21 protein-coding genes are annotated in these 21,551 nt (G+C 64.0%); 7 read left to right on the forward strand and 14 right to left on the reverse strand.

What is annotated here, in order from left to right; all coding sequences use genetic code 11:
* Nucleotides 1–7: 7 nt before the first annotated feature.
* The 8 genes from ACYU0X_RS15040 to ACYU0X_RS15075 form a co-directional block, all read right to left on the reverse strand.
* The gene (locus ACYU0X_RS15040; RefSeq protein ID WP_418907574.1) at nt 8–277 is read right to left on the reverse strand and encodes a DUF6457 domain-containing protein; all 270 of its coding nucleotides are present in this window, start codon (nt 275–277) and stop codon (nt 8–10) included.
* Nucleotides 278–297: 20 nt separating this feature from the next.
* Nucleotides 298–894 carry a molybdenum cofactor guanylyltransferase gene (mobA, locus tag ACYU0X_RS15045; protein ID WP_461901553.1) on the reverse strand — a complete coding sequence of 199 codons (597 nt, stop codon included), beginning with the start codon at nt 892–894 and terminating at the stop codon, nt 298–300.
* On the reverse strand, nt 891–2,129 hold the full coding sequence (locus ACYU0X_RS15050; protein WP_461901554.1) for a molybdopterin molybdotransferase MoeA: 1,239 nt from the start codon (nt 2,127–2,129) through the stop codon (nt 891–893). The genes mobA and ACYU0X_RS15050 overlap by 4 nt, the downstream gene beginning before the upstream one ends.
* Before the next feature lie 66 nt (nt 2,130–2,195).
* Entirely contained in the window at nt 2,196–2,993 is a 798-nt protein-coding gene (xdhC, locus tag ACYU0X_RS15055) for a xanthine dehydrogenase accessory protein XdhC (protein ID WP_461901555.1), read from the reverse strand.
* Entirely contained in the window at nt 2,990–5,350 is a 2,361-nt protein-coding gene (xdhB, locus tag ACYU0X_RS15060; RefSeq protein WP_461901556.1) for a xanthine dehydrogenase molybdopterin binding subunit, read from the reverse strand. The genes xdhC and xdhB overlap by 4 nt, the downstream gene beginning before the upstream one ends.
* Nucleotides 5,347–6,852, reverse strand: a complete 1,506-nt coding sequence (locus tag ACYU0X_RS15065; RefSeq protein WP_461901557.1) for a xanthine dehydrogenase small subunit — start codon at nt 6,850–6,852, stop codon at nt 5,347–5,349. Before ACYU0X_RS15065 ends, xdhB begins: the two co-directional genes overlap by 4 nt.
* Before the next feature lie 348 nt (nt 6,853–7,200).
* Entirely contained in the window at nt 7,201–8,721 is a 1,521-nt protein-coding gene (locus tag ACYU0X_RS15070; protein WP_461901558.1) for an NCS2 family permease, read from the reverse strand.
* Nucleotides 8,722–8,734: 13 nt separating this feature from the next.
* The gene (locus ACYU0X_RS15075; RefSeq protein ID WP_309409586.1) at nt 8,735–9,217 is read right to left on the reverse strand and encodes a nucleoside deaminase; all 483 of its coding nucleotides are present in this window, start codon (nt 9,215–9,217) and stop codon (nt 8,735–8,737) included.
* Nucleotides 9,218–9,489: 272 nt separating this feature from the next.
* On the opposite strand from ACYU0X_RS15075, the gene mmuM reads away from it, so the two are divergent.
* Together mmuM and moaA are read left to right on the forward strand one after the other, a co-directional pair.
* Nucleotides 9,490–10,452, forward strand: coding sequence for a homocysteine S-methyltransferase (gene mmuM, locus ACYU0X_RS15080; RefSeq protein ID WP_461901559.1), 963 nt, complete (start codon nt 9,490–9,492; stop codon nt 10,450–10,452).
* A 112-nt stretch (nt 10,453–10,564) separates the two neighbouring features.
* Nucleotides 10,565–11,608 (forward strand): GTP 3',8-cyclase MoaA, encoded by a 1,044-nt coding sequence (moaA, locus tag ACYU0X_RS15085; RefSeq protein WP_461901560.1) that lies wholly within the window; start codon nt 10,565–10,567, stop codon nt 11,606–11,608.
* On the opposite strand, the gene ACYU0X_RS15090 is transcribed toward moaA, so the two are convergent.
* The 4 genes from ACYU0X_RS15090 to fdhD all read right to left on the reverse strand — a co-directional run bounded on the left by ACYU0X_RS15090 (nt 11,605) and on the right by fdhD (nt 15,301).
* A complete protein-coding gene (locus ACYU0X_RS15090; RefSeq protein ID WP_461901561.1) occupies nt 11,605–12,483 on the reverse strand; it encodes a hypothetical protein in 879 nt (292 codons plus the stop codon). The genes moaA and ACYU0X_RS15090 overlap by 4 nt on opposite strands.
* A gap of 232 nt (nt 12,484–12,715) precedes the next feature.
* Nucleotides 12,716–13,129 carry a molybdenum cofactor biosynthesis protein MoaE gene (locus ACYU0X_RS15095; RefSeq protein WP_461901562.1) on the reverse strand — a complete coding sequence of 138 codons (414 nt, stop codon included), beginning with the start codon at nt 13,127–13,129 and terminating at the stop codon, nt 12,716–12,718.
* Nucleotides 13,126–14,334, reverse strand: coding sequence for a ThiF family adenylyltransferase (locus ACYU0X_RS15100; protein ID WP_461901563.1), 1,209 nt, complete (start codon nt 14,332–14,334; stop codon nt 13,126–13,128). The genes ACYU0X_RS15095 and ACYU0X_RS15100 overlap by 4 nt, the downstream gene beginning before the upstream one ends.
* Nucleotides 14,335–14,476: 142 nt before the next feature.
* On the reverse strand, nt 14,477–15,301 hold the full coding sequence (gene fdhD / locus ACYU0X_RS15105) for a formate dehydrogenase accessory sulfurtransferase FdhD (RefSeq protein WP_461901564.1): 825 nt from the start codon (nt 15,299–15,301) through the stop codon (nt 14,477–14,479).
* A gap of 481 nt (nt 15,302–15,782) precedes the next feature.
* Between fdhD and ACYU0X_RS15110 the strand changes: the two genes are divergently transcribed.
* The 5 genes from ACYU0X_RS15110 (at nt 15,783) to ACYU0X_RS15130 (ending at nt 19,606) form a co-directional block, all read left to right on the forward strand.
* Nucleotides 15,783–17,009 carry an ATP-binding protein gene (locus ACYU0X_RS15110; RefSeq protein ID WP_461902821.1) on the forward strand — a complete coding sequence of 409 codons (1,227 nt, stop codon included), beginning with the start codon at nt 15,783–15,785 and terminating at the stop codon, nt 17,007–17,009.
* A gap of 85 nt (nt 17,010–17,094) precedes the next feature.
* The gene (locus ACYU0X_RS15115; protein ID WP_418907585.1) at nt 17,095–17,355 is read left to right on the forward strand and encodes a MoaD/ThiS family protein; all 261 of its coding nucleotides are present in this window, start codon (nt 17,095–17,097) and stop codon (nt 17,353–17,355) included.
* A gap of 8 nt (nt 17,356–17,363) precedes the next feature.
* Nucleotides 17,364–18,626 (forward strand): molybdopterin molybdotransferase MoeA, encoded by a 1,263-nt coding sequence (locus ACYU0X_RS15120; protein WP_461901565.1) that lies wholly within the window; start codon nt 17,364–17,366, stop codon nt 18,624–18,626.
* Entirely contained in the window at nt 18,619–19,107 is a 489-nt protein-coding gene (gene moaC, locus ACYU0X_RS15125) for a cyclic pyranopterin monophosphate synthase MoaC (RefSeq protein WP_309409600.1), read from the forward strand. Before ACYU0X_RS15120 ends, moaC begins: the two co-directional genes overlap by 8 nt.
* A complete protein-coding gene (locus ACYU0X_RS15130; RefSeq protein WP_461901566.1) occupies nt 19,091–19,606 on the forward strand; it encodes a MogA/MoaB family molybdenum cofactor biosynthesis protein in 516 nt (171 codons plus the stop codon). Before moaC ends, ACYU0X_RS15130 begins: the two co-directional genes overlap by 17 nt.
* Here the strand turns inward: ACYU0X_RS15130 and ACYU0X_RS15135 are convergent.
* The gene (locus ACYU0X_RS15135; protein WP_461901567.1) at nt 19,603–20,277 is read right to left on the reverse strand and encodes a FadR/GntR family transcriptional regulator; all 675 of its coding nucleotides are present in this window, start codon (nt 20,275–20,277) and stop codon (nt 19,603–19,605) included. The two genes, ACYU0X_RS15130 and ACYU0X_RS15135, sit on opposite strands and share 4 nt — an antisense overlap.
* A complete protein-coding gene (locus ACYU0X_RS15140) occupies nt 20,274–21,515 on the reverse strand; it encodes an MFS transporter (protein WP_461902823.1) in 1,242 nt (413 codons plus the stop codon). Before ACYU0X_RS15140 ends, ACYU0X_RS15135 begins: the two co-directional genes overlap by 4 nt.
* Between the last annotated feature and the right edge of the window lie 36 nt (nt 21,516–21,551).

A 21,551-nucleotide genomic window follows, 5' to 3' on the forward strand; every position in this document is an offset into this window, starting at 1 on the left:
CGGGTTTTTACTCCTCGGCTTCCTCGGCCCAGCGCCTGGCCCGGGCGTTGAGCTGAGTGGCCAGGGCCTGCAGGTCCGCGTCCTTTCCGGCGCGGGCCACGGCCAGGCCGAGCAGGAAGGTGCTCAGCGGTGCCGCCGGGCGGGCCACGGTATGTGCCACCTGTCCGGCGACACCCAGAATGGTGTCGATATTAACCTCGGAGGTATCCAGCTGGAGCTCTTCGCCGGCGGCCTGCAGCCAGGGAATCAGTGCCTCCGCGGGGAGATGTTCTGCCATGATCGTCGATCTTTTCCTCGTTAACTTTGTGGACTAGATGGTGGAAGATCCTGTGCGCGGGCTGCGGCCAGGGCCTCGGGAGTATCCAGGTCGGCGCAGAGCGCATTCTCGACCGGTAGCGTGCGCAACTCAAGCTCGGCCAGCACGGCGCGCAAGGGCGCATTGGCCAGCCGCGGCCCGAGGGCGGCGCATCCGTCGCGCAGGGCCTGTACCCGGTAGCATCCGGCCAGCCACTGCACCCGCTCGTCCTCGTCGACCAGCACCACACCGTCGGCTCCCGGTTGCTTCATCGCCTCGCGCAGCCGTTCAATGAGCGCACCGGGATGCTGAAGATCGCAGGGTAGGATCATCACCCATTCGGTAGCTACTTGCGGCAATCCGGCGGCGATGGAGGCCAAGGGCCCGGTAAAGGGCGGGTCTTCGCGCGCCACCAGATCGGCCTGATCCCCGGTGTGCTCCGGGCCGATCACGATCACCGGGCGAGCCTCGGCGTGGGCGGCGGCGGCCACCACCCGGTCCACGAGCCGCTGGCCGCGCAGCAGCAGCGTGGCCTTCTCAACTCCCCCGAGCCGCCGTGAACGGCCACCGGCGAGCACCAGCGTCGAACACCAACTCATGGGCACAACCTCAGCACCGTGACGGTGTCCCCGACCGCCACCTCGGCGCGTTCGGGTTCCACCAGTGCGTAACCCTGAGCCGCCCCGAAACCGCCGACCGAATGTGAAATTCGGGTGGCCGCGACCGCGGGCAGGCAGCGCAGCGTCGGTCCCGGTTCGAAGATGACCGGCAGGACCTGCCAGCGTCCCGGCGCCGAACGCCAGCCGAGGGCCGCCGTGGCTTGCAGGGTGGGGGTCAACGGCTGGCTGGCCCCCTGTATGGCGCGCAGGGCCGGGCGGACGAAGAGTTCAAAGCTCGCCGCGGCGCTGACCGGGTTGCCCGAGAGCGCGAAGATGAAGGCCCCGTTGGACAGCCGTCCGGCCGCCTGATGCTGCCCCGGGCGCATCGCGACGCGCAGCTGCCGCACTACCGGCTCGTCGATCAGCGCGGCGCGCATGACATCGTGGGTTCCCGGCCCTACCCCGCCGGTGGTGATGATGACCTCGTGCTGCTGGGCCAGCTCATCCAGTAGCGCTTGCACCTGCGCCAGTTCATCCGGGCAATGCCGCACGCTGACCTGAGGGATCCCGGATTCGGCGAGAAGTCCGGCGATAAGTTGCGAATTGGATTCGGGGATCTGCCCGCGGCGCAGCGTGCTGCCGGGGGCGGCCAACTCGGCCCCGGTGACCAGCACCGCCACGCGCGGTGCCCGGTGCACAAGCACCTCGTGCACCCCGGCGGCGGCCAGCGCCGAGCGACGCACCGCGCTGAGTTCATCTCCCGCCCGGGCCACCGTGGCCCCGGCGAGCAGATCTTCTCCGGCCGCGCGCACCTCTTGACCGGCGGGCACCTCGGCGGTGAGCGATACGTGATGCTGCGCCCACTGCCCCGGCCCGGATTCGCCGCTGGTGTGTTCCACCCGGACGATGGTGTCCGCGTCGCTGGGCAGCGGCGCACCGGTCATAATACGCACCGCCTGCCCGGCGGCCAACGGCGGATCCCAGTCGCTGCCGGCGGCCACCTCGCCGAGCACCTGAAGGCTCACCGGTGCCGCGTCACTGGCACCGTAAGTGTCCGCGCTGCGTAACGCGTAACCATCCATCGCCGAATTGTCCCAGAGCGGCAGCGAGTGCACGGCGCTGACATCTTCGGCCAGAATCAGCCCCTGGGCGGCAGAAAGCGGCAGACGCTGCACCTCGGTGCGGCCGATGCGCTGCATAATCCAGTCACGGTGTTCCTGCGGGCTAACCCCCATGCCGGGCTACCTTTCGTCGACGTCACTTGTAGTATCGCACTCGAAGGTCGCCGTCGGGACGAAAGATTACGCGGCCGTGGGTGCGTGCCGAGCGAGCAGTTCGGCGGCCACCGAAACCGCGATCGTTGCCGGCTGTTTGCCCGCCACTTCGGGGATTCCGATGGGGCATTGGATCCGTTCGATGGTGGCCCGGTCGTGGCCGAGTTCGCCGAGCTTCTTAATGAAGCGCTGCCACTTAGCCTTGGACCCAATCAGCCCGATCGAGCCGAGCTGAGGGTGCCGCAGCGCGGCATCACACAGGTGCAGGTCCTCGGCATGATCGTGGGTCATGATCAGCACGTCGGTCCCGGCGGGCAGCCGTGAGATGGCCTCCTCACCGAGCACCGCGACCTCCGCATGAATGCGGGCCACCGCCGGTTCCAGCACCGGCAACGCATCGAGGAACTCGGGCCGCGAATCACTCAACATCAGATCGAGGTCGTGACGCGAGAGAATGCGTGCCAGTTCCAGCCCCACATGCCCCACCCCGAAGATCGCCACGGTGTGGGCCTGAGCCAGTGGTTCGAGCAAAATGCTCACCTCGCCTCCACAGCACTGACGGCCGTATTTCGCCGGTGCCTTGTCGTTGAGCCGCAGCTCGAGCAGTTCGGGGGTGCGGACCGACTCGTTGAGCATTTCGCGGGCCCGGTTGACCGCCACCATTTCGAGATTGCCGCCGCCGATGGTTTCGTAGATTTCATCGGCGGCGACCACCATTTTCGCCCCGGCCTCGCGCGGGGCGTGGCCCCGCACGGCGGCCAGGGTGACCAGCACCGCCGCGCGCCGCTCGCCACGTAATCGGGCGACGGCGTCGATCCAGGTCATGACGTGGCGCTCGCGGCCTCTGCCACGGCTGGTTCGCGCACCGACTCGATCGCCCAGAACACCGCTTCGGGAGTGGCCGGCGAGGCCAACTCGACGCTCGCCTCGGGGGCGCCGAAGGCAGCCACCGCCTGGCGCAGCGCCTCGCGGACCGAGAAGGCCAACATCAGCGGCGGCTCGCCCACGGCCTTGGAACCGTACACGGCTCCTTCCTCATGGGCCTTGTCCAGCAACGCGATGTTGAATTCCTCGGGCATTTCCGAGAAGCTCGGGATCTTGTAGGTGCTGGCCGCCTGCGTGGCCAGGCGCCCGCGCGTGGGTCGGTCGGAGGTATCCCAGCGCAGATCCTCGAGGGTCATCCACCCGGCGCCCTGCACGAATCCGCCTTCGATCTGACCGATATCGATCAGCGGGGAGAGCGAATCTCCCACGTCATGCACGATGTCGACGCGACGTAGCGTGTAGGAGCCATCGAAGCGGCTGACCTCGACCTCGCTGGCGGCCACCCCATAGGCGAAGTACTTAAAGGGCTCGCCGGTCATGATGCTCAGATCCCAGTGCAACCCCTCGGTGCGGTAGAACCCGGCGGCCGATAGCTGGATCCGCTGGAAGTAGGCGGCCTTGACCAGCTCTTCCCAGCTGATGGTGGCCTTGGTGCTCAGCCCGCTGACCACCCCGCGCTCGAAACGCACCTCATGGGCGGGCACCCCGAGCTTGCCGGCGGCGACCTGCGCCAGTCGCGCCTGAATCTGCTCGCACGCGTCCTTGACCGCTCCACCGTTCAGGTCGCTGCCGGAGCTGGCCGCGGTGGCCGAGGTGTTCGGGACCTTATCGGTGCGCGTGGGGGCCAGCCGCACCGTGGACATCGGCACGCCGAGGGTGGTGGTGGCCACCTGCAGCATCTTGGTGTGCAGGCCCTGCCCCATTTCCGTGCCACCGTGCGTAACCAGTACCGAGCCGTCCTTATACACCAGCACGAGGGCCCCGCCCTGATTGAAGGCGGTGAGGTTAAAGGAGATTCCGAATTTCACCGGGGTCAGCGCCAAGGCACGCTTACTGTGCTCGTGGGTGGCGTTGTATTCGGCAATCTCGGCTTCGCGACGCTCAATCTCGGCCTGATCGATAACCTGTTGCCAGGCCGCATCGATCCGGTCCGGGTGGCGTACCGGCTGGTAGTACGGGGTGTCCTGTCCCTCGGTGTAGAAATTGCGCCGACGCAGCTCGCGCGGGGAGAGGCCCAGCTGCGGGGCCACCCGACCCAAGATGTCCTCCATAACCAGCATGCCCTGCGGCCCGCCGAAGCCGCGGAATGCGGTCTGCGAGGTCTTGTGGCATTTGGCCACCCGACCGTGCACCTTGATATTCGGCACCCAGTAGGCGTTGTCGATATGGCACATGGCGCGGGTGAGCACCGGCTCGGATAGATCCAACGACCAGCCGCCATCGGCGGTGAGCGTGGCGTCGAGGGCGAGAATTTTTCCTTCGGCGGTGAAGCCAATCTTCCAGCGCGAATGGAAGCCGTGACGCTTGCCGGTCATCGTCATATCCAGGGTGCGGTTCAGCCGCACCCGGACCGGGCGCCCGGTCAGCGTGGCGCCAAGGGCGGCCACCGCGGCATAGCCGTGTGGTTGCATTTCCTTGCCGCCGAAGGCACCGCCCATGCGCAACACCTGCACGCTGATCTGGTGGGCCGGAATGCCCAGCACATGCGAGACGATGTCCTGGGTTTCGGTCGGGTGCTGGGTCGAGGAGTGGATCATGATCTGTCCACCCTCATCCACGTAGGCCAGCGAGTTCTGCGTCTCGAGGTAGAAATGCTCCTGACCGGCGAACTCAAACTCGCCTTCGAAAATATGCGCCGCGTCCGCGAAGGCGGCCTCGGTGTCGCCCTTGTCGATGACCGGCTGCACGCCGTGGAAGCTGTTCGCGGCGATCGCATCCTGAATGCTGATCAGCGATTCAAGCGCCTCGAATTCCACGGTGACGGCGGCGGCGCCGGCCTTCGCCGCTTCGAGATCTTCGCCGAGTACCCAGGCCAGTGGCTGACCATAGAACATGATCTCGTCGGTGGGCAGCATCGGCTCATCGTGCTTAGCGCCCTGGTCGTTGACCCCGGGGATGTCCGCGGCGGTCAGTACCCGGACCACGCCGGGGATGCGCACCGCCGGTGCAACATCGAGCGAGAGCAGCTTGGCGTGGGCAATGGTGGATTGCACCGGGTAGGCGTGCAGTACGCCGACCATGCGACCGACGAGGTCGTCGGTGTAGAGCGCGGTGCCGGTGACGTGGGCGGCCGCGGACTCGTGTGCGTGGCTTTCGCCGACGATCGGGTTATGTGGGCGTTGCGAGAGGTGGCTCATGCTAACTGCTCCCCTTTGCTGAAGCCGGTATTCGGAAGTTGTTGGGCGTAGAACCGCTCGAGTGAGGAGGCCAGCATGGCCTTGCGGTAACGCGAACTGGCTCGGTGATCATCCATCGGGGTTCCTTCTCCGCCCATGATCTCGGCGGCCGCCCGGATGGTTTCCAGGCTCCATTCCTTGCCCTCTAGGGCCGCCTCGGTGGCGGTGGCACGCAGCGGGGTCGCGGCCACACCGCCCAGCCCGATACGGGCCTTGGTGATCAGCCCGTCGGAGACACTCACCGCGTAGCCGATGGCCACCGAGGAGATGTCGTCGAAGCGGCGCTTGGCGATCTTCTGGAAGCTGGTCAGCTCGGCCAGTGGCCGCGGGATGCGGATCGCGGTGATCAGTTCGCCGGGCTGGCGCACGGTCTGCCGGTAGCCGGTGAAGTAGTCGGCCAGTGGAACCACGCGTCGCCCGGAGGCGCCGGTGAGCACCAATTCGGCTTCGAGAGCCAGCAATGCCGGCGGGGTGTCACCGATCGGGGATCCGGTGCCCAGGTTGCCACCGATGGTCGCCCCGTTGCGGATCAGGCGCGAGGCAAACTGCGGGAAGAGCTTAGCCAGCAACGGAATCTTGCCGTCCAGAGTGCGCTCCAGTTCACTGAGCGTCAGCGCCGCACCGATCTCGATGTGATCTGGAGTTTCAATGATCTGGCGCAGCTCTTCAAGCCGGTCGATGGCCACGACGGAGCGGGCACGGGTGCCCTTGATGTTGACCTCAACGCCCCAGTCGGTGCCGCCGGCCAGCACGAGGGCATCGGGTTCGTCGGCGAGGATCCGTAGGGTTTCGAAGAGGTTCGCCGGTCGACGGTAGCGTCCTAGTTGCCCGGTGGGGGTATCGGCACGCAGTATATCGGTGCTCACGGCGTCCGGGGCCGGTTGCCGGCGGCGTGCGGCGATGGCGTCGTCGGTTTCAGGCTCCCCCAGCGCGTAGGCCGCGTCTTTAATGGGGCGGTACCCGGTGCAGCGGCACAGGTTTCCGGAGAGTGCATGCAAATCGAAGCCGTTGGGACCGCAGTGGTGCTCCTCGCTGGATTCGAGTGCTTGGGCCGCATCGGTCGGTCGCTCGGGCCGGTAGTATTCGGCGGCCATGGAACAGATGAAGCCCGGGGTGCAATAGCCGCACTGCGATCCGCCGCGCTGGGCCATTTCTTCCTGAACCGGGTGCAGGTCATCGACGCTACCTAGGCCTTCGGAGGTGAGCACCTCTTGACCGTCCAGCGCGGCGGCCGGTAGCAGGCAGGCGTTCAGGGCGGTCCAGCGAGTTTCCTCGCCGTCCGCGCGGGCTACCAGGATGGCGCAGGCGCCGCATTCGCCTTCGGCGCAGCCTTCCTTGCAACCAATCAGACCCTGCGTGCGCAGGAAGTCGAGGGCGTTGGTGTGGGTGGGACCGTCGAATTCGCGTACGGTTCCGTTAACGGTGATCAGGCACCGGGATTTTTCTGTAGCTTCAGCGGTCATGCCGCCAACCTCCTACGCCCCTGCAACAATCGTCGGGCGCATCGAATGATGGTGTGTGGATGAGAAATGCATCGGTAGCCAAGCGCAGAAAAACGTGCGCGGGCTCGAGCGAAAACTGCTCGTTGGTAGCCGGCTCGAGCCCGCGGACGCGACGGTCTGCGGTGAGGCTCAAGCGTCAGTCGCCGTGGGCGATCTGGCCTTTCGACCAGGCAATGCATCCACCCATGATGGACCTCCTGGAATTTCGAATCTCGGAAAAAGTTTTTCAGCTAGGACTAGTGAAGCCCACTACTACCCAGTATGTCAAAGCTCACATCGAACTGGGAAGAGCTTCGGTGACGTGCCCGCTCAGGACAACAGCGTGGTAATCGGGCCGCGCGCAAAGTAAACGAGGAATCCCGCGGCAACGATCCACATCAGCGGGTGAATCTTCCGGTACCGTCCGGCCGCGGTGTTGACCACCACCCAGGCGATGAAGCCCGCTCCAATGCCATTGGCAATGGAATAGGTCAGCGGCATGGTGATCAGCGTCAGGAAGGCCGGCATGGCCGAGGAGAAGCGCTTGAAATTGATCTCCCGAATCTGTGCGCACATCAGCGTGCCAACCAGCACCAGCGCCGCCGCGGCAACTTCGATCGGCACCACGGAGGTCAACGGGGTAAAGAACATCGACCCAAGGAACAGCAGTCCGGTGACGATTGCCGCCAAACCGGTTCGCGCGCCTTCACCAATACCGGCCGCCGAATCCACGTAGACGGTATTCGACGAGGAGGAGCCCATACCACCGGAAACCGCACCCAGACCCTCGACGACGAAGGCCGCCTTGAGCCGTGGGAAGGTCCCATCCTTGTGGGCCAGGCCGGCGTTCTTCGCCAAACCCGTCATGGTGCCCATGGCGTCAAAGAAGTTGGTGAACACCAAGGTGAACACCAGCATCGTCGCCGCCAGCGCCCCGATGCGGGTAAAGGAGCCAAAGAGGTCAAAGTTTCCGGCCAGCGACATATCCGGTAGCGAGGCAAACTGTCCGGCCAACACCGGGGTATTCAGATGCCAGCCATGCGGATTATCCGCGGTGGCCGGGCCAATCTTCAGCACGGCCTCGGCGATCACCGCGAGCACCGTGGAGATGACGATTCCGATGAGGATCGCGCCCTGCACCCCGCGGGCTACCAGCGCGCCCATGATGAGCAGCCCCACCACGAAGATCATCGTGGGGATGGAGACAATGGAACCACTATCGCCCAGCTGCACCGGTGGGCCGGCCGGGGTCCGAGTGACGAATCCGGAGTCCACAAATCCGATGAAGGTGATGAACAGACCGATACCCACCGTGATGGCGGCCTTCAGATCCTTGGGAATGGCGTGGAAAATCGCGGTTCGGATGCCGGTGAGTCCGAAAATCACGATGAGCACACCGTTGATCACAACCAGCCCCATGGCTTCGGGCCAGGTGACATCCTGAATCACCGACACCGCGAGGAAGGAGTTGATCCCGAGCCCGGCGGCCAACCCAAAGGGAAGGTTTGCCACCAGTCCAAAGAGGATGGTCATAACCCCAGCCGTCAGGCCGGTCATGGCGCCGACCTGCTCGGCCGGCAGCCAGCTACCGGCCACATCCACCGGGGCGGCGTCGGCGCTAAATCCGCCGAGGATCAACGGGTTAAGAATCACGATGTAGGCCATCGTGAAGAAGGTGACGATCCCGCCGCGGAATTCGCGGGCGAGAGTTGAACCGCGCTCGGTGATGCGGAAGTAGGCATCGAGCACGCCGCGCGGGCCGGCGCCACCGGAACCGACGGCTGTGGACCGTGCCGCGCGCGTATTCCCGACCTTGCGGGGTTCTACCTGCGACTGACCTGTCGTCGACATTGTGATCGCACCCTTAGTAGTCGGTGCGGGTTTCGAGGGAGTCCCAAACCTTGAATGGCTTGAGTCGCTCCTCACCATCACCGGCGCGTTCGACCGGCATGAGCTTACGGTCAGACTCCGGCTCGAAGTAGTCGTAGAACACCGCGTCGTCGAACCCGGCGGCCGCGGCGTCGTGACGGTCGGCGGCGAAGACCACTCGGTCAATGCGGGCCCACAGCGACGAGGCTAGGCACATAGGGCAGGGTTCGCAGCTGGAATAGAGCACACAGCCGCTGAGGTTGAAGGTACCCAATTCTTGGGCGGCGGTGCGGATGGCGACGACTTCGGCATGGGCCGTGGGGTCGTTATTCGCGGTGACGCGGTTGACCCCCTCGAAGGTCCGACCATCCGGAGCGACAACCACCGCCCCGAAAGGTCCGCCGGCGTTGCGGACATTGGTGGTGGCGATCTCGATGGCCATGGACAAATAGTCGTGGCCGGTAGTTGCGACACTCATTGCGCGACTCCTCAAATTCTCGATGAGTCCAGCGGCCACGGCCTTGGCAACCCAGGCATCGACGCCGGCCCATCTGCTGAAATGGATCAGTTTCACGCCCGGTAGATAGCGACCCGTAGTCGGGTGCCCGCCATAGACAGTTACCGAGATTAGCAGTGAACTGTGAGCCGCGCCACAGATTTTGGAAAAGTAATTTCGCCGCACGCCATCATCTGATGTCACCGGCCGTTCATCCACTGGGCGGGACAACGCTGGAGGTATAGCCTCGAAGGGTGAGTACCCCCGCACCCACCGACTCCTTGGCCGCGGCCCTAGCCGCCAATGCTCCCCGCCCACTGCTCCTCGACGGCGGTCTCGGCACGCATTTGGCCGAGCGCGGCAACGACATCACCGGCTCGCTGTGGTCGGCGCACATTTTGCGCGAGAATCCGCACGAGGTTCGCGCGGCCCATCAAGATTTCTTTGCCGCCGGGGCACAGCTGGCCACCACCTGTTCCTACCAAGTCAGTGCGGATGCACTGGCCGCCGCCGGGTTGGATGCGGCCCAGGCACCGGAATTGCTGCGGCGCAGCGTGCAGTTGGCCCACGCGGCCGCAGAGTTCGATGCTGGAGCGAGGCAACGGTGGGTGGCCGCGTCGGTCGGCCCCTATGGTGCCGGCCCGGGGCATGGCACCGAATATGACGGCGCCTACGGGCTCACGCAGGATGAGCTAGCGACCTGGCATCGCCCACGTATCGCCAGTCTGGATGCCGCCGGGGCCGACCTGTTGCTGGCCGAAACGGTGCCCAGCCTGCCCGAGGTAGTCGCGCTGCTCGACGAACTAGCCGGCACCAAGACCCCGGCAGCGCTGAGCCTGGCCGTGCGCCGCGACGAAACGGGACGGGGCGTGGTGCTGGGTGATGGCAGCACCCTTTCGCAGGTCGCGCAGGTGATCCGCGAGCGCGGGAACCTGTTGGCCGTGGGCGTGAACTGCGCCCCGGTTTCGGTCGTGCTTGAGGCCCTGGATATCTTAGGTCAGGAACTGGACGTGTCGCTGCTGGCCTACCCGAATGGCGCGGAGATCTGGGACCATCAGGCCCGGCAATGGCGCCCCGGTGGTGTCGAGCCGGACTTGCCGGAGGCGGTCGAGGCCCTGCTCGCCAGGGGCGTACGCCTGCTCGGCGGGTGCTGCCGGGTCTCCCCGGAACAGATCTCCCGGACTAGCGAAACGCTCACACGCCTTACTCGGTCATGAATCGGCATCTGATGGTGCTTGCGCCTGGTTTGTTCCGGTACCATGAAATGCCCGCTGTGAATTGGGCCACGATATCTACGCGAATCTCGCGACGTTTTTTGGAGGTGAATCCATGACCACTCTTGAGCCGGATCCCACATGGTCCGATACCCGCGGCCGCGCCCTGCGTGACCTGCGCATTTCGATCACCGATCGCTGCAATTTCCGTTGCGTTTACTGCATGCCCAAGGAGATTTTCGGTCAGGATTTCGTCTTCCGCGACCGCTCGGAGCTACTGAGTTTCGAGGAAATTGAACGCCTAGCGCGCATCGTGGTGGCCCGCGGCGTGACCAAGCTGCGCATCACCGGCGGCGAGCCGTTGCTGCGCCGCGGCGTCGAAGATCTGATCTCACGACTCGCGGCATTGCGCACCCCCGAGGGAGAACCGGTGGATCTGGCCATGACCACCAACGGTTCGGCATTGGCCGTCAAAGCCGCCGCGCTGAAGGAAGCGGGACTGAACCGAGTCACGGTCTCCCTGGATTCCTTGCGCGAGGAACGCTTCAAGGCCATCAACGACGTGAACTTCCCGGTGGCCCGGGTACTGAAGGCGATCGACGCGGCCGAGCGCGCCGGGCTGGGCCCGGTGAAAATCAATACGGTTCTCAAGCGCGGAGTCAACGACGACGAAATCCTCGAACTTGCCGAGCACTTCCGCGGCACCGGACATATTCTGCGCTTCATCGAATTCATGGATGTCGGGGCCACGAACGGGTGGAAGCTCGACGAGGTGGTGCCCTCCGCCGAGGTCGTGGAGCGCATTTCGGCGCGTTACCCGCTCGAACCGATGGCCGCCGCCCAGCCTGGAGAAACCGCCAAACGCTGGCGCTACGTGGATGGCGGCGGGGAAATCGGCGTCATCTCCTCGGTGACCGGGGCTTTCTGCGGAAGCTGCACCCGCGCCCGAGTCTCGGCCGAAGGCCAGCTATATACCTGCCTGTTCGCCGCGGAAGGCACCGATCTACGCGCAATGCTCCGCTCCGGCGCCGACGACGAATACATCGCCAACGCACTGACCGCGGTCTGGTCGGCGCGCGACGACAACTACTCGGAGATTCGTGCGGCGCTGGCACCCGGCAACCGTCGACGCATCGAAATGTCGTATATCGGCGGCTAGTTGCGCTCCCACAGTGCCTCGCGCACCGCGTAGGAGGAATCGACGCAGCCGCTGCCGGCCACAATATTGTTGGTTCCGATCTCCCACGCCGTGACGATGCCCATCCCACCACGGGATATTTCAACGATGCGGGCGGTATGGGTTCCCTGCGTCACCGATTCGACCGCACAGCTACGCACCGAGGCCCACGCCTCACCATCGAGTACCGTATGGGCCAGCGCGAGGGGCAGCAATAAGGTGGCCGCGACGTAGAACATGACGCGTTCGATTCCACGCACTTTCCGCTCATCACTGGAGGGTCGTAGCCCTTTGCGTACCCGGAAGATGTTGCGCAGGATGAACAGATCGCTCGGCGCACTAAAGGCGAGCGTCGCGGCGGCAATAGCCAGAGCCCAAACCGGCCCGAACAGCACCAAACCCCACAAGAAGCCAATTCCCGGGGCCACCAGGTCGAGTAGCAGTGTCACCGAACGTGAATTCTGTTGTCGCACATCTGGATGCCCGAGCAATCGGCGTGCTGTGGAACGCACTAGTTTCGGCAAGCTTGAGCCGCTGATCAGGGCATAGAGCAATAAGAACAGCAACGGGTAGCGCAAGATGTTATCGATGACCGTATCGATCCAACCCATCGGCCCGAGCAGACGAATGACCTCGCCGGCAATGGCAGAACTCTGCGTGACATAGAAGATCTTCAGAAAAGGAAAGCTGATCACCAACGCGAGTGCGATCATCTGAACCGGCATTTTGCGTGACTTCGTTGGATCCACGCCAAGTTCCTCGGCCAATCCATCGATGTCGGCGTCGTCCGGGTCCTGCTCACCGGCTTCACGCACGATGACCTCCCTCGGGGTGGCGGTAATCCCTGTCTGTGGCATCGTAACCGAGCGACGACCGCGACGTCCCGTAGCACCCCGAACGACGTACTCGTTATTTCACCAGCCGACCCGAAGCTATCCCCAAGGCATGGCTCAGCTTGCCCATAGACTCCACTTGTAGAGTGGTAATTACCTCATGAAGGTGCGAGTGATGATCTGAAACGGTCCCGCTGTCCGATGGACAGTGGGGCCGTTTTGGTTAATCCGACAACGCCTTAGCGGCGCCCGCTGGCTAGAGCCCCACCCATTCACTCGTTCCGGTTTCAAAGTGCTGCCGCTTCCAGATCGGCACCTCGAACTTAATCCGCTCCACCAGCTGCTCGAGCGCGGCAAAGGCCTCACCACGGTGTGCGGCGGCGCTGGCCGCCACCAACGCAGCGTCGCCGATAGCCAGTTCACCCACCCGGTGCACGGCCGCCAAACGCACCCCGCTACGCTCAACTTCCTCGGCGACGATCTGCTCCAGGAAGGCGGTGGCTTGCGGGTGGCTCGAGTAGTCCAACCCACGCACCGACTCTCCACCGTCGTGATTGCGCACAATCCCGTGGAACATCACCACGGCGCCAGCATCTGGCCCGTCAACGGCCTCTCGCACGGCCACCTCATCGATCGGCTGGTCGGCAATCAGCGCGTAGTGCTCACTCATAGATTCAGATTCTCCTGATGTCGTGCGTCCGCCAGCGGGCCGCTTTCAATAAATTCTGGGGCGCGCTCTTCGAAGGCAAAGATGCCGCCGATAACGTACCGAGCCCGTAGGCCCCGCCCGGCCACAAGCTGTGCCGCGCGTATGGAGCGCGGCTGCCGGGCACAGTAAATGGTGATCTCGTCGGCCGCCTCAAGCTCGGGAAGGGCACGGTCCTGATCGATCGCCTCTTGCAGATCATCCAGCTCGAGAGCGTGCGCTCCGCGGATCCGATGCTCGAGGCGCTCGGCCGGCGTGCGCACATCCAACAGCCACGGCGTATGCCCCGCACGCAGCTGTGCGGCCAACTCGGCAGCCGACAGCCCCTCCGGTTCGGGGTCGGAGCCGCGGCAGAACAGTTCATAGTCGATCAGCTCGGTGACTTGTTGCCCGCCGGGGTCCTTGGCGTATGGGATCTCCCGGGTCCGAGCGGCCAGCGCATCGTAGACCAGAACCCGACCGAGCAGTAGCTCGCCCAATCCGGTGATGACCTTCAGCGCCTCGGTGGCGAGCAGACTTCCCACCGTGCCGCATAGACCCGGGAGCACACCACCGGCGGCACAACTTGGTACCTCGCCGGGATTGGGCGGGTCGGGAAACAGGTCGCGGTATCCCGGCCCGTAGGCGTGCCAGGCCAATCCGACTTGACCGTGGGTTGCCAAAATGGCGCCCCAGACCAAGGGGATATTGCTCAGCTGAGCCGCATCATTGGCCAAGTATCGCGTGGGAAAGTTATCGCTTCCGTCGATGACTAGGTCGTAGTCGGCAAAGATCTCCAGCGCATTCGTGGAATCCAGCCGCACCCGGTGTTCGATAATTCTGACCCCCGGGTCCAAGGCCGTGGCGGCCTGGGCGAGGGATTCGGTTTTGGCCACGCCGAGGTTCGCGGTGGTGTGGGCGACCTGGCGGTGGAGGTTGGACAGCTCCACCACATCGTCATCGACCAGTCCGATGGTGCCCACCCCGGACCCAACGAGGTAGGGGACGCTGGCGCTGCCCAGTCCCCCGGCACCGATCACTAGTACTTTCGCGTTAGCCAGTCGCCGCTGGGCGACCTCGTCGAATCCCGGCAATAGCAGTTGGCGTTGGGCTCGCGCCCGACGGTCATCGTCCAGTTGCGCTGCAGGGTGGACGGCGGGCGGCGGCGCGCCGTGCTCACGTTGCTTCATAAGGCAAAATTCTACGCAGTTCTAGCTCCGGAGTGATTCGCATTACAGCACGTGGCTCCCCCACCGTAATGTCTTCGTTCGCTCCCAGGTTCCCCGTGCCACACCCTAGGTTCAGGTACCCGGTAAACACCGGCTTCAACGGCTAGTAAATACGATCCGTGTGGGTATAGAGGTTGACGCTGCTGCCGCGCGAAAAGGCCGCCAAGGTCATCTGCGATTCCTCGGCGAGCGCAACGGCCAGCGATGAGGGCGCACTGACGGCGGTCAGTACCGGAATTCCGGCCATCGCGGCTTTTTGAACTAGCTCGAAGGAGGCACGGCCGGAGACCTGCAGGACGCAATCACGTAGCGGAAGTTTCCCGGAGCGCAGGGCCGCGCCGATGACTTTATCCACCGCGTTATGTCGTCCGACGTCTTCCCGGAGGATCAGCAGACGGCCATTGAGATCGAAAAGTCCCGCGGCGTGGACGCCACCGGTGGAGGAGAACAGTTTCTGGGCATCGCGCAGGGTGTCGGGCATACCCAGCAATACGCCCAGTTCTACCCGCGCCGACGCGAGGTCAAGTTCGTGCGGGGACTTCTTGCGCACCTCATCAATGGAATTCGTGCCGCAGATACCGCAGGCCGAACTGGTCACCACATTGCGGGCCGCGCTCAGATCCGGAACCTCTGCCCCAAAACCCAACTGCACCTGGATGACGTTATATGTCTGATTTCCCTGCTCATCGGTGCCCGCGCAGTAGCGCATGGAGACCAGATGTTCCGGCGAGCGCACGATCCCCTCGGCGACGAGAAACCCGGCCACCAAGTCAAAATCATCCCCGGGAGTACGCATTGATGTGGTGAACGCGGTCGAACCAAAGCGGATTTCTAGGGGCTCTTCGCCCGCGAGGCGTTCATCCCGGGGCCGGCGTACCCCGTCGGCGGTGGCGCGGATAATCCGCTGGCGCACAATCTTGCGTCCCATACAACTCCTTTGGCGATCTGCGACGTACTCGCTCGCATTCACCGAAAGTCTACGCATTTCCGAGTGCGGATCAATCGCAGAGAGTCGTCTTCGTCAGCAAGGGCTCGGGGGCCATCTAGTGCCCGCGCCCACCGCTTGCTGGCACGCGGCCGATTCAGGACATTATCGGCCAATACCGGCGCTGGAGGTCGACTCCCCGCTCTCGCGTCCTGCCTTGCCCGGCTTTCAGGACTGCGACGTGGTCGGTGACAGACACCGAAATATAGTCCGCAACAGCTTTCGCCGCTCTGTCTGCGTCCCGTAGAAGCGCCTAGCCTTTGCATCGCGCAACTTCAAAGTGACGAGTAGAGAGGTTTCAAAGTGACGAGTAGAAATGCCTCAAAGTGACGAGTAGAATTGTTTCAAAGTGGCGAGTGAAATACTTACAAGATGAAGATTAGCCCATTTGACTAGTGTATTTGGAGAGTTAGCTATGAAGTACATGGCTCGGACTATCGACACTCAATTAGCATCCGCCCTATCACGAAGTGGAGCCGTGGTGCTCGAAGGCCCCAAGGCGTGCGGGAAAACCGCCACCTGCCTCCAAGCCAGCAAAAGCCACAGTTTCTTGGACACAGACCCAAACGTCGATGCGCTGTATTCCATCAACCCGGGACTACTACTTGAAGGTCCAACTCCACGCCTGCTTGACGAATGGCAGTTATATCCCGAGCTTTGGAATCATGCTCGACGAGCCGTAGACGAACGACAGTCCACCGGGCAATTCATCTTGGCCGGGTCAACGGTCCCTGCGGCCGAGGCGTCCAGGCATTCCGGAGCAGGGAGATTCTCGCGCCTGCGTATGCGAAGTATGACCCTCCAAGAGACCGGCCACTCGACGGGATCTCTGAGCTTCGCCGACCTGATCGCCGGCGTGGAACCCTCGTGTGCCGAAAACAAACTGGAGCTTTCAGACCTCATTGACCGTTTAGCTCGGGGCGGCTGGCCGGGCCTTCAAAATAGATCCTTGGATGATGCCATTGCATCGAACAGGGACTACCTACGGAACTTCGCCTACATAGAGGTCAAAACGATTCAAGGTCCTATCAAAGACCCGGCCCGCATCGCTCGCCTGTTCCGCTCGCTGGCTCGTTCAACCGCGAGTGAAATCAAAATCGCATCCCTTGCGCGCGACGTCGACACCACGCGGGACACCGTACGGTTAGATTTGGACGTGCTTGAACGCGCTCACCTGAGCGAACCACAACCAGCGTGGTCGACCCATCTACGCTCCTCTGCCACGCTACGCAAGGAACCCAAACGCCACTTGGCCGATCCCTCGCTCGCCGTCGCCGCACTCTCGGCGTCGCCTCAGGTGCTCATGCAGAATCTGAACTTCACGGGCGAACTCTATGAGTCACAAGTGGTACACGACCTCCGCGTTTTTGCCGATGCCCGCGATGCCCGGATCTTCCACGCCAGAGACTCCCAGGGGCACGAGGTCGACGCTATCGCACAATTCGATGATGGCTCGTGGCATGGCTTCGAGATCAAACTCGGGCAACATCCCGATGTTCTGGATCAGGCGGCCAAGTCCTTGAAAACCTTCGCCAATAACGTCGATGCGCCCGACTCCTGCAAGGGACTGACAATTCTGACCAACACCGACTACTCCTACCGGCGCAAGGATGGAGTCAACGTCGTCTCGATCGCTTCGTTGGGCGCGTAGCTCGCGCTCAGTGCCGGGCCAGCGGCACCGAAACAAGCGGTTCACGGGCTCACGCGTGATGTGGCGTGGGCGATAGTATGGCGGCATGACCGAGATCCAAATTCGCTACTTCGCCGCGGCCGCCGAGGCCGCAGGGGTCGAGGAGGAGCGCTGGCCCGCCACGAACACGCTGGCCGAGCTGCGCACCGCGCTCTCCGCTAAATACGGTGCGGCAATGACCAAGGTGTTACGTAGCGGCAGTTTCCTCGTCAACGGGACGGTACGCCGCGACGACGGCGCGCTCGAAGCCGCCGACGGCGGTGCGGCCATCACCGTAGACGTACTACCGCCCTTCGCCGGCGGATAGCACCAGCCATGGTTTGCACCCTCGAAAACCACCGTGCCGAAGTGCGTGAGCTTCTCGCCGCGGCGTTCGATTCGATCGATACCGGGCCCACGCAGCTACTGCCACTGTCCAGCGAGTCGCTACCGGGCCGTGCCCTGGCCCGAGCGATGCATGCCCGCCTGCCCATCCCGTCCTTCACGAATTCGCAGATGGATGGCTTCGCGGTCCGCGCCGCGGACCTTGCCGAGGCCAGTACGAGTCACCCCGTCACCCTGCCACTGGGTTTTACCGCGGCCGCCGGCGGCGCCCAGGTAATCCACCAGCCAGGGACGGCCACCCCGGTCATGACCGGTGCCGAGATCCCCGCGGGAGCCGACAGCGTGGTACCCGTCGAAGATACCGACCCTGGGGTGTTCACCGACCTGGTTCGCCCCGGTGAGGGAACGCCAAGCGGCAACGTCAGTTTCAGTTCGCCAAGCGCCGCGGGGCGCTTCATCCGCCCGATCGGCGACCAGCTACCGGCCGGAACCCTGCTGGCCGAAGCCGGCACGCGACTGACCCCAGCCCTCATCGGTGCCCTCGCCGCGAGCGGGATCCATGAAGTCCCGGTGCGTCGCGCTCCACGAATCCTGCTGTGCACTACCGGTGACGAATTAGCTGCCCCCGGCGAGCAGCTGCACTCCGGGCGCATCCCCGACGCGAACTCACCGATGTTGGCGGCCTTGTTGCGCGGTTACGGAGCACAGGTCAGTACCGCGCGGCTACCGGATGACTCGCAGGGATTTACCGCGCACCTACATAAGCATGCCGGCCGGGTCGATCTGGTACTGACCATTGGCGGTATCAGTGCCGGTGCTTTCGAAGTGGTGCGGCAAGGTCTCGAACCATTCGGCGGCACCTTCCATCACGTGGCCCTGCAACCCGGGGGCCCGCAAGGTTTCGCACAGCTCAACTCCTCACAGGGCCCCACCTTGCCGGTACTCTGCTTCCCGGGTAATCCGGTCAGTGCGTACCTGTCGGCCGAACTGTTCCTCGCTCCCCTGCTACGATCGCTGGCCGGCCTGCCCGAACCGGCCAGCCGTAGCGCCGTGCTGGCCAGCGAGGTTCATTCGCCCGAACATAAGCATCAGGTGCGCCGAGCCGTCTTCGAACATGGTCGAGTGCGCGTGCTCGACCCCGGCTCACACCTCATTCACGACCTGGCCAACGCGGACGCATTAGTCCATATTCCGGTCGGAGTTTCACATCTGCCGGCCGGATCACGCATCGACACCTGGAGTTTAAATGTCTGAGCCTTCAAACCTCACCCACCTGCGCGCCGATGGCAGCGCCCATATGGTTGATGTCAGCGATAAGGCCGTTACCAAACGGGTCGCAACCGCTCAGGCGCTCTTCGTCACCCGCCCCGATGTGATCGAACAGCTGATGACCGGCAACCTGCCCAAGGGCGAGGCGCTAGGCACGGCACGTGTGGCCGGAATTATGGCCGCCAAACGCACCTGGGAACTTGTCCCGCTGTGCCATCCGCTACCCATTTCCAAAGTTTCGGTGGACTTTGCCGCCGAGGGCGATACCGTGCGCGTGACCGCGTCGGTGACCACCAAGGGCGTCACCGGCGTCGAAATGGAGGCGTTGACGGCCGCCAGCGTGGCCGCACTGACGCTTTACGATATGACCAAGGCCGTGGACAAGCACGCCAAGGTCACCGACGTTCAGGTACTGGCCAAGTCCGGAGGCAAAAGCGGAGATTGGGACCGTGGTGTCACCGGCTAGCAACCCCACCCGTCGGGCCACGGTGGTGGTGGCCTCCACGAGCGCCGCATCCGGTTTGAACGCGGATCTGACCGGCCCGGTTCTCGTCGACTGGCTGCGCGGGCGAGGGTTCGAACTCGACGCCGCTCAGGTGGTCGCCGATGGGGACCCGGTTGGCCAAGCCTTGCGGGCGGCGGTAGAACGGCACGACGACGTGGTGATTACCACCGGAGGCACCGGTGTATCACCGAGCGATGCCACTCCAGAGCAGAGCCAGGGTTTATTGGACGTGGAACTGCCCGGCATCATAGAGGCTATTCGCCGCCGCGGTGAATCCCAGACGCCGCTTGCGGTGCTAACCCGCGGCGTGGCCGGCTTTGCCGGCAACACCTTGATCGTGAATCTTCCTGGCTCCCGCGGCGGGGTGCGCGATGGGATGGCCGTGCTTGAGCCATTGCTCGATCACCTGCTCGACCAGCGCCGTGGCGCCGGTTCCCACGGACCGCGCGGCCAAGCTTAGGGCATCCAGCCCATGCAGTAGTCAAGGTTCGCGATCACCGTACGGGCGGCAGCCTCGTCATCGGCGGCCTCAATGGCTTCGACGAGCGCTTCATGTCCTTCACGGAGGCACCCGTCAAAACCTTCGGCGAGGCGCTGGGACATCTTGGTGCCGTGAAAGACATCTCCGAAACTCTCATAGAGTTCGTGGAGTAGCGGCACCCCCGAGGCGCGGGCCACCTCAAGGTGGAAGGCCCAATCCGCTTGCGACCACGCCGAAAAGTCCTGACGTTGCCAGGCATCACTACGCTGATCCAGCAAGTCCCTGAGCCGTTCGATGACCTCTTGGTCACTGGCCCGGGCAGCCAGCCGCGCCGCCTGGGTGTCCAGGGCGAAGCGCACCTGCAACACGTCGTGGTCCGAATGCTCGCGGTACACCCGTTGTGCGGTGCCGCAGATTTCGCTCGTGGCTCGCACGTAGGTGCCATCGCCGCGGCGCACCTCAAAGATGCCCGAGTGCGCCAGAGCTTTAATGGCTTCGCGCAATGTGCCACGTGAAACACCCAATTCGGCGATCAACTCAGGCTCGGCCGGGATTCGCTGACCCACGGCCCACCGCCCATTGGCCACGTCCTGGCGTAGCTTGGTCATCACTTCGCCGGCCAATGGCGGGCGCATCGCCGACGTGCTCATGATCGTGCCTCCGGCGCGGCGCCATCGACCTCAATGAGCTGTCGCCGGTCGGCGTCGGTGCGCAACCCGCCGAGCTTGTAGCAGAACACCAACTGAATAACGGCCAGCACCAGCACGATCACCAACCCAACCGTCCATGAGCCAAGAACGCCCTGCAACAGGCCAAGCGCGAAAGGACCCACTGCGGCGATCAAGTAGCCCACCGACTGCGCCACCGTGGACAGCGCCGTGGTTTCCGCCGCCGTCTCGCCGCTTCGGCTCAGCATGAGCATCACCAGAGGGAAGATCCCAAAGCCCAAACCGATTAGCACCGCGGAAATCAGCGACAGAGTCACCGGAAGCACTAACAAGGTAAGGAAGCCAAGTACGGAACAGCTTGCGGTCAACACAAAGGCAGGGCGCAACAGGTGTGGCTTGGCGGCCATCCACAACAAGATCATCACTGCCGGGATGCTCACCCCTTGCACGATTCCCAGCATGAGTCCGGCGGCCGCCGGTTCCAAGCCGCGCGAGATCAGAATATGCGGCAACCAGCTAACGACCGTGTACACGAGTAGCGATTGAACACCGAAGACGGCGGTGAACAGTAGGCCCTTGCCCGTGGCCAGCAGTGGCCACGGTGAAACGTGGGCGCCGGTGGTGGTTTTGCCGCGCCCGCCGGCGAAAGCCAGCGGAATAAAGGCCACCAATGCCAAGCTCGCGGGAATCGCCCATAGCGCCAGAGCCGTAGTGGGCGAACCGACCTGCACCGCAAGCGGAACACTGACGGCGGAGGCGAAGGTCGCACCAATCGACATGGTGGTGGTGTAGGCGGCGGTCATCGACGCCGAACGGTGTCCGTGGTGTTCGCGAATGAACGAAGGCATCGCCACGTTGCAGACCGCCAACCCACACATTCCGACCACCGTTCCAGCCAACAGCGCCCACGTCGAGTCCACGACACGCAAGGCGAGCCCGGCGGTGAGAAGCACCAGGGACAGCGCAATGCCCAGTTCGAGTCCGGTACGGCGAATCAGTACGCTCGTCGCCGCTCCGGCGACGGCAAAGCAGAGCACCGGGATGGTCGGTAGCAGCGAGGCGACGAAGGTTCCGTAGCCCAGTAGTTCTTGAAGCTCGTGGAAGAGCGGTGAGGCCGAAGCAATACCCATGCGGAGGTTCAACCCCACCAAGACCACTGCTACGACGGCCAACGTGCCGGTTATCCATGGTGCCGGGCGGGTCACCGAGCTCGCGGGCATTGGGGGCGTAGGTGCAGAGTTAATGGTCACTCTTAA

The organism is Glutamicibacter sp. X7 (assembly GCF_054889245.1).

Bases quoted from the DNA above. Each gene is read 5' to 3' on its own strand.
- ACYU0X_RS15040 (WP_418907574.1), bottom strand. From the start codon at position 277: ATGGCAGAACATCTCCCCGCGGAGGCACTGATTCCCTGGCTGCAGGCC.
- mobA (WP_461901553.1), bottom strand. From the start codon at position 894: ATGAGTTGGTGTTCGACGCTGGTGCTCGCCGGTGGCCGTTCACGGCGG.
- ACYU0X_RS15050 (WP_461901554.1), bottom strand. From the start codon at position 2,129: ATGGGGGTTAGCCCGCAGGAACACCGTGACTGGATTATGCAGCGCATC.
- xdhC (WP_461901555.1), bottom strand. From the start codon at position 2,993: ATGACCTGGATCGACGCCGTCGCCCGATTACGTGGCGAGCGGCGCGCG.
- xdhB (WP_461901556.1), bottom strand. From the start codon at position 5,350: ATGAGCCACCTCTCGCAACGCCCACATAACCCGATCGTCGGCGAAAGC.
- ACYU0X_RS15065 (WP_461901557.1), bottom strand. From the start codon at position 6,852: ATGACCGCTGAAGCTACAGAAAAATCCCGGTGCCTGATCACCGTTAAC.
- ACYU0X_RS15070 (WP_461901558.1), bottom strand. From the start codon at position 8,721: ATGTCGACGACAGGTCAGTCGCAGGTAGAACCCCGCAAGGTCGGGAAT.
- ACYU0X_RS15075 (WP_309409586.1), bottom strand. From the start codon at position 9,217: ATGAGTGTCGCAACTACCGGCCACGACTATTTGTCCATGGCCATCGAG.
- moaA (WP_461901560.1), top strand. From the start codon at position 10,565: ATGACCACTCTTGAGCCGGATCCCACATGGTCCGATACCCGCGGCCGC.
- ACYU0X_RS15090 (WP_461901561.1), bottom strand. From the start codon at position 12,483: ATGCCACAGACAGGGATTACCGCCACCCCGAGGGAGGTCATCGTGCGT.
- ACYU0X_RS15095 (WP_461901562.1), bottom strand. From the start codon at position 13,129: ATGAGTGAGCACTACGCGCTGATTGCCGACCAGCCGATCGATGAGGTG.
- ACYU0X_RS15100 (WP_461901563.1), bottom strand. From the start codon at position 14,334: ATGAAGCAACGTGAGCACGGCGCGCCGCCGCCCGCCGTCCACCCTGCA.
- fdhD (WP_461901564.1), bottom strand. From the start codon at position 15,301: ATGGGACGCAAGATTGTGCGCCAGCGGATTATCCGCGCCACCGCCGAC.
- ACYU0X_RS15110 (WP_461902821.1), top strand. From the start codon at position 15,783: ATGGCTCGGACTATCGACACTCAATTAGCATCCGCCCTATCACGAAGT.
- ACYU0X_RS15115 (WP_418907585.1), top strand. From the start codon at position 17,095: ATGACCGAGATCCAAATTCGCTACTTCGCCGCGGCCGCCGAGGCCGCA.
- ACYU0X_RS15120 (WP_461901565.1), top strand. From the start codon at position 17,364: ATGGTTTGCACCCTCGAAAACCACCGTGCCGAAGTGCGTGAGCTTCTC.
- moaC (WP_309409600.1), top strand. From the start codon at position 18,619: ATGTCTGAGCCTTCAAACCTCACCCACCTGCGCGCCGATGGCAGCGCC.
- ACYU0X_RS15135 (WP_461901567.1), bottom strand. From the start codon at position 20,277: ATGAGCACGTCGGCGATGCGCCCGCCATTGGCCGGCGAAGTGATGACC.
- ACYU0X_RS15140 (WP_461902823.1), bottom strand. From the start codon at position 21,515: ATGCCCGCGAGCTCGGTGACCCGCCCGGCACCATGGATAACCGGCACG.